Raw genomic sequence first — 14,211 nt, 5'->3', positions numbered from 1 at the left:
TGCTTATGAAACGAACTAAAACATTAATTTCCCATAAAATACAAATCAAACTGCGAGATACATATGATACCACTAAAAACTAACAATCCGAATCATATGAAAAATTTTTTGAAGAGTTATCTACTGGAATCCAAATGTATTAACCTCGAAACAGGTGACTACCCCGGACCATTTCTTACCATCTCGCGCCAGGCAGGATGTTCTGCAAAGCGCATTGCTATTAAGCTTTCAAAGATTCTTACCGGTTACAGTTATATGTCGGAAACAAAAACCGATGTGGAGTGGAAATGGGTTGATAAAGACATGTTTTTAGGCGTGGTTCAGGAAATGATAGAAGAAGTAAAATCTGGTGATTATGAGGATGCGGAAGAATCGATTCGCTTTTTAAAAGAAGTTGGCCGCGCGTTTTCGGATGAAACCATCTACGACATTTCTGACGATAAACTGATTGCCACATTAAAAGGAATTATTTGCAGACTGGCACACCAGGGACGTACAATTATTGTGGGTCGATCGTCGGGTGCAATTTTAAAAGACATACCTAACAAACTAAACATCAGGCTGGAGGCTCCAAGCGACTGGAGAATTAACCGAATGATGCAAATAAAAGATATGACCAGAAGCGAAGCAGAGAAATACATTAATGAAGCAGATATAAAAAGGGATGCCTTTATTGAAAAAATAATTGGCAGAACAGCCGAAAACGAAGATTTTGATGTAATATTTAATTATGCATCACTTGAAGACGATCAAATCGTAGATGCCGTAATTAACATATTACGAAACAAAAAAATCATTTCTCCTCATCACGACTTCTAATAAATTTATTAATTTAGCCTATACAATTAACGGAATATCATCTTCTGAAAATCAGAAGAAATTAATTCAAATCTCACCTTACCAAGGCCTTTCTGCGGAGAGGCTTTGTTTTTTGAATATTTTTTTTGAGATTTTAATTAAAAAACAACAATTTTTTTGTGATAATCTAATAATTAGTCCTTTACTTTGATATAAGATTTTAATTCGTTCTTCACTCCATCGCGTGTTTTTCCGTTTTAATGTCTGATGCGTTCTCTAAATTTAACAATAATTATTTAAGAATAAAGCGGTGTAATACCGCCAGTTTTTACATTTATACATTTATATTTTTCTATTTTTTATGAATTTATTTGTTGCAAAGTTAGACTCATCGATTACTGGTGACTACTTAAATGAGCTGTTCTCTGCACACGGAGAAGTAGCATCTGCCAAAGTTATTTTTGACAGAGAAACGGGAAACTCGAAATGTTTTGGTTTTGTTGAAATGCCAAACGAAGAAGAAGCTAATGCTGCGATTGCTTCGCTTAACGAAAGCGAAGTTGAAGGAAAACAAATTGTAGTTAAGGAAGCAAATCCTCCACAGGAACGACCACGTCGTGATTTTAACCGCGGTGGCGGTGGTGGCTACAACCGCGGTGGTGGTGGCGGTGGTTACAACCGTGGCGGCGGTGGCGGTGGCTACAACCGCGGCGGTGGTGGTGGCGACCGCAGAGAAGGCGGTGGTAACCGGTGGTAAGCTTCCGGTAAGATATTTAAAAGAGGGTGTTCGGTTTACGAGCACCTTTTTTTTATTGCTTAAAACGTATCTTAAAATAGAAGCTGACGGCTGAATTCCTTCTCCAATTTTTTGGAGAAGAGAATGTACGAGCGATTTTTTTACAGTTTCTTTAACCAGGCTTCTGCCTCAATCAAATCAGTTTGCTCAGCTGTTTTTACGGCAAAATTAAATCCGGCCTGAATACAAAATGAACCATATTCGCCTTTGGTATTTAGTGCGATGTAACCAATTTGGTGACTTTGGTAATCAGGAATCTTTTTAGCAATACGCCGAACAGCCTCTTCGCAAGCTCTGCCGGGCGACATTCCACCACGCATTAATTCAACCACCAAAAACGAGCCCAATGTTTTCATTACCAATTCGCCCGATCCGGTTGCTGTTGCGCCTCCCACTTCGCCATCAACAAATAAACCGGCTCCAATAATTGGCGAGTCGCCCACTCTTCCGGGCATTTTATAGCCCATTCCGCTGGTGGTACACGCTCCGGAAATACGGCCCTTTTCGTCGATAGCCAGCATCCCAATGGTATCGTGGTTATCTTCAGTAACATTCTCTATGTTTATCTTGTTACGAAATTCCTCATTCTTCTTTTTCCATTGCTTCCACTCTTTTTTGCGTGCCTTGGTTAACAGCTTTTCTTTTTGAAAACCATTATCAAGTGCAAATTTCAAAGCTCCTTTTCCGCTTAACATTACATGCGGCGTTTTCTCCATTACCAGGCGAGCAACCGAAACAGGATGAACAATTTTCTGCAAATAAGCTACACTACCTGCTCGTCCTTTTTCATCCATAATACAGGCATCAAGCGTAACATTTCCGCACGCATCGGGAATGCCACCTTTTCCAACAGTAATTACATTCGGGTCGGCTTCCGGTACGCGCACTCCTGCCTCAACGGCATCAAGCGAATGACCTCCTTTAGCTAATACCTCCCAGGCTGCCTCATTAGCCGGCATACCATGATTCCATGTTGAAATAACAACCGGGCATTTATTTGTTGACTGAAAAACAGAATTTGAAAACGATTTAGTGGCCATGCCGGCACTAGCAAGCAGTAACGAACTTTTTGCTAAAAAGGAACGTCGGGATATCATAACTTGTGACTTATTAATTTTATTTTAAAAATAAAGAAAATAAATTCCAAATCTCAACTCTCCGTAAATTTTAAATATTTATAACTTGTAAAGTAGTTAAAGCGATAATAAACACTTCCTATTCGTTGGAAAAATATTCCAGTGTTTTTCTGTAGTTCGAGAAAACAATAGCACGCGAAATAAATCCCAGATACTTACCATCGTCAATAACGGCAAGATTATATCTATTTGATGTCTCAAATTTTTTGGCTACCGTTTCCATATTATCTTTTGACGAAATATAAAATTCAGGCATAAACATCAGGTCTTTTACCATTACCGTATCGTAAAGTTCGTGCTCGAAAATTAGGTTCTTTACTTTCGATAGTTTCACCATTCCTTTCAGGTAGCCTTCTTCGTCGACAATAGGAAAAAGGTTCCTATTCGATTTTGAGATAGCTTTAACTAAATCGCCTAAAGTAGCATCGGGAGAAATAATTGCAAAATCGTTCTCAATCATTTTCTTTACCTCCATCGACCGAAGAATAGCCTTGTCTTTATGATGTGTAATGAGTTCTCCGGATTCTGCCAGGCGTTTGGTATAAATGGAGTGTGGTTCAAAACGCATAATCGTTACATAAGCTACCGTTGAAGTAATTAGCAGCGGTATAAATAACCCGTAGCCACCAGTAATCTCGGCAGTTAAGAATATTCCTGTTAAAGGTGCGTGCATTACGGCAGCCATCATTCCTGCCATTCCTGCAAGCGCAAAATTATTTTCGGGGACACCCAAATTAAAGAAGGTATTCAATAATTTTACGAGGAAATAGCCGGCAATAGCACCGGTAAATAATGTGGGAGCAAAAATACCTCCGTTACCGCCTGAGCCCGTTGTTGCCGACATGGCTAACACTTTAAAAATGAGTATTCCGGCTAAAACAAGCAAAATTACATAGGGGTTATCTTTCCACTGGAAAAACATTGAGTTATTCAATAAATCAGCTCCCTGGTTATTAAATACCGAATTTATGCTTTCGTATCCTTCCCCCCAAAGCGGAGGAAAAATAAAAATCAAAATCCCCAATGAAACGGCACCTATAACAACGCGCACAAACCAATTATTTATAGCTGCAAAACGTTTTTCTAAAAACATGGTTCCACGGGTAAAATATATTCCCAGCAAACCGGTAAAAATACCTACCAGAATATAAATCCATATCATACTAATGTCAAAAGGTGTTACTTGCGAGAAATGCAGCATTACGCCTTCGCCCATAAAAAAGTATGATATTACTGTTGCTGCCACTGCCGAAATAAGCAATGGAATTAAATAAGCCATGGTAAGGTCAAGCATCAACACTTCAAGTGTAAAAACAATGCCAGCCATTGGGGCATTAAAAATACCAGCAATTGCACCGGCAGCTCCGCATCCAACCATCAGCGTTATATATTTATACCGAAGCTTAAAAATGCGTGCAAGGTTTGATCCGATTGAGGCTCCTGTTAATACAATTGGCGCCTCCGACCCAACCGATCCTCCAAAACCAATGGTTAAGGAGCTGGCAATCATTGATGAATAAGTTTTATGAGGCTTGAGTTTACTACTCTTTTTTGAAATCGAGTAAAGAATCTTTGAAACTCCATGCCCGATATCGTCGCGAATTACATAACGAACAAACAAAACCGTCAGCAATATTCCAATAAAGGGATACAATAAATAGAGATAAGTAAATCCCTCAACAGAAATCATTTGGGTTAACTCTTCAGCAACAAAGTGGATCAGGTTTTTCAACAACAAAGCTGCTAATCCACTTAACAACCCTACAATTAAACTCAACAAGTACAAAAAGTTACGTTCCGGTATTTTTGCAATCCTCCACGCAACAAGCCGATTTAATAATCGATTTATTATCAACTTGTTAATTCGCAATATTCTAAACATGAGAAACATTAATTATCTGTTTTCTATAACGGGTGAAAACACGAGCCCGGGAAATAAATCCAATGTATTTACCATTTTCAATAACAGCCAGATTATAACGCCCTGATGATTCGAACTTATTGGTAACGATTTCCATGCTATCATTCGGATCAATATAAAATTCGGGCATATACATTAATTCACTTATTTTTAAAATGTCGTATAAATCATGATCAAAAATCATTTCTCTAACGTCATCCATTTTTACCATGCCCACCATTGTTCCATCGTCTTTTACCACGGGAAATAAATCGCGATGAGCTTTGGTAATGGCTTTGGTAAGGTCGCGCAAAGTAGCATCGGGCGATAACACTTCAAAGTCAGTTTCAATAAGATTTCGCACTTGCATAAGCTGCAATACATTTGCATCTTTATCGTGGGTGAGCAATTCTTTACGTTTGGCCAGCTGAATATGATAAACGGAATTAGGCGTAAAAGTCCGTACTATTAAATAGGCAAAAGTGGCTGTTACCATTAGTGGCACAAACAACTTGTAACCTCCTGAAATATCAGCGATAAGGAATATTCCAGTGAGCGGTGCGTGCAGAACCCCGGCAATTAATCCGGCCATTCCTATTAATGCAAAATTATTTGAATTTAGTTCTCTTATTCCCAAACGGTTGATAAGCAACGAAAAAAGCATTCCGGTATTTACCCCCATAAACAAAGTTGGAGCAAAAATTCCTCCAACACCACCGGCTCCAAAAGTAAGCGATGTGGCTACAATTTTAAGCAAAATTACAGCTACAATAAGTAGCATGGCAGCCCAAATTTCTTCTCGTAATGAATAAAACAAACTATTATCGAAAAGGTAAGTTAAATCACCAGCTAAACATTCATTAATCGATTCATAACCTTCGCCGTACAATGCCGGAAAAAGAAAAATTAGCGCACCAAGACCGGTTCCACCAACGATTAGCCTGATCGTATTGTTTTTAAGTTTTTCAAAAAGATCGGCTATAAACAAATACATTTTGGTAAAATAAACCGAAACGAAACCGGTTACAATTCCCAAGGCAATATAGAAAGGCAGATCGCCCAGAGCGAAAGTGTCGACAACATTAAACGGGTAGAGGACATCTTGCCCCAGGAATAAATACGATGTTACCACAGCAGTTGATGAGGCCAATAATAATGGAACCAGTGAAAATACGGTTAAATCAATCATTATCACTTCAACGGCAAAAACAATAGCCGCAATGGGCGCTTTAAAAATAGCGGCCATAGCACCTGCACAGGCACAGGCAAGCATTAATATTGAATTCTTATAATTTAAGCGAAAAATATTAGCAATCCACGATCCCCAGGCTGTTCCGGTTGCTACAGTTGGCCCCTCTAATCCTACCGAACCACCAAAACCAACTGTTAAGGATGCGGTTAGCACAGATGAATACAGGTTATGACTCCGTATTCTTCCTTTACGTCTTGATATACTGTACAATACAGTTGGTATTCCATGCCTTACTTCCGATCGAATAACATATTTTATCATTAAAATAGCAAGGAAAATCCCCACCAGCGGCAAAGCAAAATAGATGTAATTATGCACTTGGCTGGACACAAGATTGTGCACCATCTCTTCGGTAAACCGAACTGTATTTTTAATAATTACTGCTGCTATTCCCGCCAGAACTCCAATAACAATACTAAGCACAGTTAAAAAACCACGCTCGCCCAGATGCTTTAATCGCCACCTGTGAAGTCTTACTAAAAAATGCAGTCTGCCCTTCGCCATATTACCTGGCAAAAGTAACAATTAGCAAGCGCTCATAACAATTTTAAAGAACTAAAAACCCAAAGTTTTTGTTTACCTAATAAATCAGCGCATAATGAATATAAAAATAACAGGCAGCAACGGATATATTGGCCAATTAATTGTAGCAGAACTGAAAAAAAAAGGGCACACTGTTTCCGGTATAAAACGAAACTTGCTCTATGGAACATCACCCGACCTACAAGAGGCATTACGCAATTCCGATGTTCTGATAAATCTCGCCGGGGCACCTATTTTACAGCGCTGGACAACCGATAATAAAGAAATAATCTACAACAGTAGGGTTGTTACTACCCGCAACCTGGTAAAAGCGATTATTGAGTTACCCGAAAGTGAACGCCCCGGAAAAGTGGTGTCAGCATCGGCTATTGGCATATACAAATCAGGATTTACACACACAGAAGAAAGCAATAATTTTGATGAAGGTTTTGTTGGTGATGTGGTTAAAGATTGGGAACATGAACTAACAGCTTTACCCAATAGTATTAAAACTATAATCTTTCGGCTGGGAGTTGTTTTTGGAAAAGAGGCAAAAACCATAAAAAACATGCTGCTTCCGTTTAAATTAGGACTTGGTGGTAAAATTGGATCAGGAGAACAGCCATTTCCGTTTATTCACGAGAAAGATGTGGTAGATGCGTTTCTTTGGGCCACCGAGAAACTTCAGAAAAACGAAATATTCAACTTAACAGCGCCCGAAAATATTTCAAATAAAGAATTCACCAACAGCCTTGCCCAACAACTCAATCGACCCGCATTTTTCACCATTCCTCCTTTTGCCTTAAAACTGGTTTATGGTAAAGCAGCCACACTACTTACCCAATCACCCGAAGTATCATCAAAAAAACTACTGGATTCAGGCTTTAAATTCAAATACCCCACAATTCGTGCAACCTTACAAAACATTATTAGTAAGGCCTAAAAACTTTAGTCATTAATTTCTGTTCTCTTTCATTAGCTTTGTAAAACACTTTTACTCGTTAAGCATGAAGAACCAGGAAAAGGGACATTTGCGAACCAATATAAAATTTTTCAGGGATGTATTTTTGTTGCATCCCTATCGTTTGTTTGCTTTACGTGCAACAATTTCGATGGGCATTTTAGCAGTTCCCTTTGTTATTGCCGGACTACCTTTTTTTGGAGTTACACTTGCTTTGGGAGCATTGGCCGGCGCGCTGTCAGAAACCGACGACCACCCAAAAGGACGTATAAAATCATTATCGATAACCATTCTCAGTTTCTTTATCTCAAGTTTTTCAGTAGGCCTCTTAAATAATTACACCTGGATTCTTGGCGCTGGTTTTATTTTATCCACCATCGTATTTATATTAATTGGAGGAATTGGCGAACGTTACCGTGCCATTACCTTTGGGTCAGTTCTGGTAGGAATTTATGCTATGCTGGGAATTGAGATCAGTCCGGCATGGTACTGGCAGGCTATTCTTTTACCGGCCGGAGCACTATTTCATGGCATTTTAACTTTGTTATTAATCTTTCGGAACCCGTGGCGGTTACTCGACCAGCAAATGGCAAATGGGTTTCACTCATTATCCAATTATCTCGACAAAAAAGCGCTGCTTTTCCCCAGCGATAAAAAAGACCAGGAAGGCATTAATAAAGATCTGGCGTTGCTAAACGTGAATGTTGTAAATGCGCTCGAACGTATTAAAGATGTATTGAACAACTATGCCAGAGAAATGAATGATACACAGGCATTGACTCCCTATTTGCAACGTTTTATGTCGTTACAAAGTCTTCACGAACGTGCCGCATCAACCCACGACCGACACGATAAACTTGGAAATAGCCAGGAGCAGATTGAAATTATGGAAGGCTTTGGCGAAATGCTTCGTCAGTTGGCTTATGCATCGCGAATGGTGGCCGAAAATATGCTTACCGGAACGTCATACAGTCACCCGCCAGCCCTCGAATGGATATCAAAAGCCATTGACGACAAACTGCAAAACATGCCTGCCGAAGATGCTCAGGATCTGATTTTGCTTCTTCATAATTTGCATCGTTCGCATGTTTCATTAAAATACCTCGACAACCTGGAAGAAGGCACTTCAATACCTCGATTACGTCGCGATGAAAGAACTCCATTTCAGCGTCTAAAAGAGCAGCTTTCGCTACGCCACCCGCGCATGCGCTATGCCTTGCGGCTCAGTCTTACATTTGCCTTAGGCTACTTTCTTCAAAATTACTTTGAGCTGGATAAAGGACAGTGGGTAATGTTAACCAGCTTATTTGTTAGCCAAATTACATACAGCGATACCCGCCGCCGGCTTTTCGAGCGTTTAATGGGAACGGTTACCGGAATTGTTATCGGAGCAGCACTTTTACAGATTTTTACAACTACCGCGGCACAACTTTTATTAATGTTAGGCTCGGCAATGGCATTTTTCTATTGGCTACGAAAGAAATATTCGATTGCTGTAATATTTGTAACCACTTTTGTTCTCAGTGCATTTAACCTGGTCTCTAACGACGGAGGAATAAATATCATGATTCCAAGGCTTGTGGATACGCTGCTTGGAGCCACTTTGTCATTTCTTACCATACGTTTTTTGTGGCCCGGATGGCAGTATCGTCGCATACCAGGACTCATCTCCACGGCACTGGAAAAGAACAGAAACTATTTTCAGGCTATCGCTCAGGAATATGAAAAAGCGAGTAATGACGATTTAACGTACCGCATAGCCAGAAGGGAAGCACACCTGGCCGATAACGAGCTGGCACAAGCATGGAACAGTATGCGACAGGAACCCAAAAGTAAACAGCGGATGATGCACAATGCACTAACAATTACCTATTTAAATCACGCGCTACTCTCACACATTTCGGCGCTGGGCGCACACCGCGAAACCAATACCGAAGACTACCGCGATATTGATCCGATATTTGAACAACTCGACAAAAAACTGGCAGAGGCCGGCAACAGCAATGTCAATAATTTTTCCCCCGATCTTTCAGAACTTTTGATGACACTGCAACATCAAATTAAAATTACCGAAGCCGGATTAAAAAGACAACAACTACGCTTGTTTTATAATATAGCAGCCACCACTTCAAAAATCAACGATGAATTGAAAAGAAGTTATTCTTAAAATTTGTAAAGAATTTCCTTTGGAATAATTTCCAAAAATACTGGCAATCTGGTTCTCCTGCCCGGAGAAGATTTGAACTTGACTGGAAAGATCTGGATTCTTATTGGAAAGTTGACTTCTCCTGAAATAGCTTGTGAAATCTATAATTGGCCGCCACTCATTAAACGATGTTTCTTTTCTAAATATCAACATTTTAGATAAGTCAGTAAAATACAAAACAATACATTCAACAGCTTTAGTTTCAAAACTGTTTTCTGAAGTAAATAATTTTTCATTTTCTTGTCAGAGCCCGGATTTAATCTTCACTTTACCCGAAAAAATTGTTTTTCAGTATCTTTAACCTTTCAATAAACTATAAAAAAATGAAAGCAGCAGTCCTCACAAAATATAATCAGGTAGAATGGAAAGATGTTGAAAAACCAACATGCAAACCGGGCGAAGTATTAATTAAGGTAATTTTTGGTTGTATTTGCGGTAGCGATCAACATATTCATACCGGCGAGTTCCATCCTCGAACAACACTGCCCTTGATAATGGGCCACGAGTTTGGAGGAGTTATTGCTGAAGTAGGAGAAGGAGTTACAGGCTGGAGCGTTGGCGATAAAGTTGCCCCCGATCCGATTATCTGGTGTGGCAAATGCCCCGCTTGTTTAAAAGGCCACTTCCCGGCCTGTACCAGTTTAAAACTCATTGGTATTGATATGGATGGTGGTTTTTGCGAATACGTTTCGCTGCCTCCCTCAATGTTGTACAAAGTACCTGCAAATATTCCCGACGAACACGTTGCACTTGTTGAAGTACTAAGTATTGGTTGCCACGCGAAAAACCGTGCGAACGTTCAGCAAAACGACAGCATTGTTATATGGGGATCGGGAAAAATTGGCTTGTGCATTTTACAAGCTGTTCGTACCGTTACCGACAATAAAGTTTTCATGGTTGATATTCTGGACGACCGCCTGGCAATTGGCCCGCAATATTACGACAATGTGATTGCGGTAAATGCAAAAAAAGAAGATCCTGTTGAACGCATAATAAAGGAAACCGATGGTAAAGGTGTAGATATTGCTTTTGAAGCAGTTGGCCACCCCGTGGAAATTGAAGATGGTGCAAATCCAATAACAGGTTGCATCCGTTCGATTGTTGGAGGTGGAAAAGTTTGCGTGTTGGGATTGGCAGCCGAACCAACTTCTGTTGTATTTCGTGAACTGATCTGGAAAGAAGGAACCATTGTAACTTCGCGGGTTAGCCATGGCGAATTTGCCGAAGCTATTGAGCACCTAAAAAACAATCGACTAAAACCGGAAGCACTTATATCAAAAACATTACACGGATCGGAAGCCCAAAAAGGTTTTGAAATTTTAAAGAAAGATCCGGCAAAAAACATAAAAATATTACTTGATTTCAACACCATTTGAATTAAAGTAAGCAGAAAAACAGAAAACTGATCATGTACAATAATTTGTATGACAAATTACAAATTATTGCTAAATTTGAACTTTTCGAACTACTATGGCAACTACAAATAAATTCAACCAACTTAAAGCCCAACTCGAGGGCGATCTATATTTTGATAACGTACAACGGGTGCTCTACTCAACCGATGCCTCGCAATACAAAGAAATGCCGCTGGCTGTTACTAAGCCCAAAAACAAAGAGGACATTAAAAAGATTATTGCCTTTGCCCGCGAGAACAATTCGAATATTATTCCGCGCGGAGCAGGTACATCATTGGCCGGTCAGGTAGTTGGAAATGGAATTGTTGTCGACGTTTCGAAATACATGAACAAGATCTTGGAGTTCAATAAAGAAGAGAACTACGTAATTGTTGAACCGGGTGTTGTTCTGGCTGAATTAAACCTGTTTTTGGCTGAGCAGGGACTGCAATTTGGACCGGAAACATCAACTGCCAACCGTTGTGTCATTGGCGGAATGCTGGGCAATAATTCGTGCGGTTTGCACTCGTTGGTTTACGGTAGTGTACGCCAGCACGTTTTAGAAATTGATGCCATTTTAAGCGACGGATCGGAAACGACATTTAAGGAATTAAGCATAGAAGAATTTCAGGATAAACTAAATGGAAATCCGAATCAGCAGGAAAAAGCAATTTACTCGAATATTAACGATCTGCTTTCCAATAATCAAAACCGGGAAGAGATTGTAAAAAATTTCCCCGATCCAAAACTTACCCGGCGAAATATGGGCTACGCCATCGACGAATTAATGTATGCCAATCCGTTTACCGAAGGTGGAGGAAAATTCAATTTCTGCAAGCTTCTGGCCGGCTCCGAAGGAACATTGGCCTTCTCTACAAAAATTAAGTTGAACATAATCCCACTGCCTCCAAAATTCAAAGGGCTTGTTTGTGCTCATTTTGAAACACTGGAAGAATCGTTACTGGCTAACCTGATAGCATTAAAATACAAACCAACTGCCATTGAATTAATGGACGATCCGGTAATGCAGGCGGCTAAACAAAACATAGAGCAGGCTAAAAACCGCTTTTTTGTAGAAGGCGATCCGGGTGCCATGTTAATGATTGAATTTTCGTTTGAGACCGAAAAAGAATTAACAGCTACAGCAGCCGCACTTGAAAAAGAAATGAAAGAAGCTGGTTTGGGATATCATTATCCTTTGGTAACCGGCGCCGACAGAATAAAACGTGTTTGGTCGCTTCGCACAGCCGGGCTGGGATTACTGGCTAATATTCCGGGCGACCGAAAAGGAGTACCGGGAATTGAAGACACAGCTGTTCATCCCGAGTACCTGCCCAATTATGTGGCCGATATAAAAGTTGTTTTGAAAAAATTAGGCCTAGATAGTGTGTTTTATGCGCACATTGCCACCGGAGAAATCCATTTCCGCCCACTCATAAACTTCAAAGATCCAAAAGATGTAGAGCTTTTCGACACGCTGATGAACGAAGTTGCAAAACTGGTAAAGAAATATCGCGGCTCGATGAGTGGCGAACATGGCGATGGAAGAGCTCGTGGAAAGTTCATCCCATTTATGCTGGGAGATCAATGCTACCGAATGGTAAAATCAGTGAAAACGGCCTGGGACCCGGATAATATTTTTAACCCCGGAAAAATTGTCGATACACCGCCCATAACCGAAAGCTTACGCGTAATTCCCGGTAAAGCGATTCCTGAAACGGATACCTATTTTGATTTCTCGAAAAACAAAGGCTTTTTCCGTACCATTGAGAAGTGCAACGGATCGGGCGATTGCCGAAAAAGTGAAGTTATTGGCGGCACCCTCTGCCCTACCTTTATGGCAACCCGCGACGAGGACAAAAGCACCCGTGGACGCGCGAATATTTTGCGCGAATTTCTGTACAATAACGAGAAAAAGGATCTTTTTGATCATCAGGAAATTTACGATATTTTAAGTCTGTGTATTTCGTGCAAAGCATGCAAAAGGGAGTGCCCGAGTAATGTTGACATGGCCAAATTAAAAGCCGAATTCCTGCAAAATTATTATGATATTCACGGAATTCCTATGCGTTCACGCTTAATCGGTTACCTCCCCCGTTTAAACAAGCTGGCAATGGTTTTTCGCCCCATTTCAAACTTTATGATGCGTACTTCGTTGCTGAAAAGTACCATAGGGTTTTCTACTGAACGGACACTTCCGGCGCTGTCGAAAATTACTTTAAACCGTTGGATTGAAAATGGAGCACCGAAACCTGAGGCCGAAACAAAGGGCAAAATTTATCTCTTTAACGATGAATTTACCAATTACAACGAAAGCGATATTGGAATTAAAGCCATACTATTGCTAACTAAATTAGGGTACGAAGTTAAAATTCCGCAAACCAAAGAAAGCGGACGTACTTTCCTCTCGAAGGGAATGGTACGAACGTCAAAAAAAGTAGCTGCTGCGAATATCAATCTTCTGAAAGACATTATTACTGACGAAACACCATTAATTGGCATTGAACCTTCTGCCATTCTGGCTTTCCGTGATGAATATCCTGAGTTGGTGGAAAAAGACCAGCAACCTGCTGCTGAAAAACTGGCAAAAAACGCACTTCTTTTTGAAGAATTTATTGCTACTGAAATTGAAAAAGGAAATATTAGTGAAGAAGATTTTACAGCAGATGAACAACATATATTACTGCACGGACATTGCCAGCAAAAGGCAGTAGCCTCAACCGAACCGTCTAAAAAAATGTTATCACTACCGAAAAACTATTTTGTAAAAGAAATTCCTTCCGGTTGTTGTGGAATGGCTGGTTCGTTTGGCTACGAAAAAGAACATTACGAACTCTCGATGCAAATTGGCGAGATGGTTCTTTTCCCTGCTGTTCGAACGGCAAAAGAAGATTATATTATTTCTGCACCGGGAACTTCATGTCGTCATCATATAAAAGATGGAACAAACAAAACTGCATTGCATCCTGTGGAGGTGCTGTATAATGCACTGAAATAAAAGCGCAACATACTCTACTTTTCGTTAATCAGAGAAACAGTGTCTAACAATAAGTATTTTAAAATTCACACTGATGTGCAATTTATTTTATTCACAAAACGCTTCATAAATAAGGCTTTCAGCGGCAAAATCTTATTTGTAATACGCTACTGTTAACAACTTAATAGTCAATACATAAACTTATATCCAGGAATCACTTATCTTTTATATCCTAATGAGAGTACTGAAAAGGAAAACCAGTCAGCTTT

The 14,211-nt window shown here is 40.0% G+C and carries 9 protein-coding genes; 6 read left to right on the top strand and 3 right to left on the bottom strand.

Annotated elements, in window-relative coordinates; genetic code table 11:
• The first annotated feature begins 96 nt into the window (after nt 1–96).
• Both G0Q07_RS09310 and G0Q07_RS09305 read left to right on the top strand, forming a co-directional pair.
• The gene (locus G0Q07_RS09310) at nt 97–819 is read left to right on the top strand and encodes a cytidylate kinase-like family protein (protein WP_163345838.1); all 723 of its coding nucleotides are present in this window, start codon (nt 97–99) and stop codon (nt 817–819) included.
• Between the two features lie 340 nt (nt 820–1,159).
• Nucleotides 1,160–1,555 carry an RNA recognition motif domain-containing protein gene (locus G0Q07_RS09305; RefSeq protein ID WP_163345837.1) on the top strand — a complete coding sequence of 132 codons (396 nt, stop codon included), beginning with the start codon at nt 1,160–1,162 and terminating at the stop codon, nt 1,553–1,555.
• Between the two features lie 140 nt (nt 1,556–1,695).
• Here the strand turns inward: G0Q07_RS09305 and G0Q07_RS09300 are convergent, their stop codons facing one another.
• The 3 genes from G0Q07_RS09300 to G0Q07_RS09290 all read right to left on the bottom strand — a co-directional run bounded on the left by G0Q07_RS09300 (nt 1,696) and on the right by G0Q07_RS09290 (nt 6,386).
• Complete coding sequence (locus G0Q07_RS09300) at nt 1,696–2,691, bottom strand: N(4)-(beta-N-acetylglucosaminyl)-L-asparaginase (protein WP_163345836.1); 996 nt, start codon at nt 2,689–2,691, stop codon at nt 1,696–1,698.
• Between the two features lie 118 nt (nt 2,692–2,809).
• Complete coding sequence (locus G0Q07_RS09295) at nt 2,810–4,507, bottom strand: chloride channel protein (protein ID WP_246223010.1); 1,698 nt, start codon at nt 4,505–4,507, stop codon at nt 2,810–2,812.
• A gap of 97 nt (nt 4,508–4,604) precedes the next feature.
• Nucleotides 4,605–6,386, bottom strand: coding sequence for a chloride channel protein (locus G0Q07_RS09290; RefSeq protein WP_163345834.1), 1,782 nt, complete (start codon nt 6,384–6,386; stop codon nt 4,605–4,607).
• Nucleotides 6,387–6,480: 94 nt separating this feature from the next.
• On the opposite strand from G0Q07_RS09290, the gene G0Q07_RS09285 reads away from it, so the two are divergent.
• The 4 genes from G0Q07_RS09285 to G0Q07_RS09270 all read left to right on the top strand — a co-directional run bounded on the left by G0Q07_RS09285 (nt 6,481) and on the right by G0Q07_RS09270 (nt 13,963).
• Nucleotides 6,481–7,347: a TIGR01777 family oxidoreductase gene (locus G0Q07_RS09285; protein WP_163345833.1), complete on the top strand. Its 867-nt coding sequence runs from the start codon at nt 6,481–6,483 to the stop codon at nt 7,345–7,347.
• 64 nt (nt 7,348–7,411) lie between these two features.
• Entirely contained in the window at nt 7,412–9,532 is a 2,121-nt protein-coding gene (locus G0Q07_RS09280; RefSeq protein WP_163345832.1) for an FUSC family membrane protein, read from the top strand.
• Nucleotides 9,533–9,894: 362 nt separating this feature from the next.
• Nucleotides 9,895–10,947, top strand: a complete 1,053-nt coding sequence (locus G0Q07_RS09275; RefSeq protein WP_163345831.1) for a zinc-dependent alcohol dehydrogenase — start codon at nt 9,895–9,897, stop codon at nt 10,945–10,947.
• 94 nt (nt 10,948–11,041) lie between these two features.
• Nucleotides 11,042–13,963 carry an FAD-binding and (Fe-S)-binding domain-containing protein gene (locus G0Q07_RS09270; protein WP_163345830.1) on the top strand — a complete coding sequence of 974 codons (2,922 nt, stop codon included), beginning with the start codon at nt 11,042–11,044 and terminating at the stop codon, nt 13,961–13,963.
• Nucleotides 13,964–14,211 lie beyond the last annotated feature (248 nt).

It is taken from the genome of Draconibacterium halophilum (assembly GCF_010448835.1).
GTDB lineage: Bacteria > Bacteroidota > Bacteroidia > Bacteroidales > Prolixibacteraceae > Draconibacterium > Draconibacterium halophilum.
This window is presented reverse-complemented; position numbering and strand designations above follow the sequence as displayed.

Bases quoted from the DNA above. Each gene is read 5' to 3' on its own strand.
- G0Q07_RS09275 (WP_163345831.1), top strand. From the start codon at position 9,895: ATGAAAGCAGCAGTCCTCACAAAATATAATCAGGTAGAATGGAAAGAT.
- G0Q07_RS09285 (WP_163345833.1), top strand. From the start codon at position 6,481: ATGAATATAAAAATAACAGGCAGCAACGGATATATTGGCCAATTAATT.
- G0Q07_RS09280 (WP_163345832.1), top strand. From the start codon at position 7,412: ATGAAGAACCAGGAAAAGGGACATTTGCGAACCAATATAAAATTTTTC.
- G0Q07_RS09300 (WP_163345836.1), bottom strand. From the start codon at position 2,691: ATGATATCCCGACGTTCCTTTTTAGCAAAAAGTTCGTTACTGCTTGCT.
- G0Q07_RS09305 (WP_163345837.1), top strand. From the start codon at position 1,160: ATGAATTTATTTGTTGCAAAGTTAGACTCATCGATTACTGGTGACTAC.
- G0Q07_RS09310 (WP_163345838.1), top strand. From the start codon at position 97: ATGAAAAATTTTTTGAAGAGTTATCTACTGGAATCCAAATGTATTAAC.
- G0Q07_RS09290 (WP_163345834.1), bottom strand. From the start codon at position 6,386: ATGGCGAAGGGCAGACTGCATTTTTTAGTAAGACTTCACAGGTGGCGA.
- G0Q07_RS09270 (WP_163345830.1), top strand. From the start codon at position 11,042: ATGGCAACTACAAATAAATTCAACCAACTTAAAGCCCAACTCGAGGGC.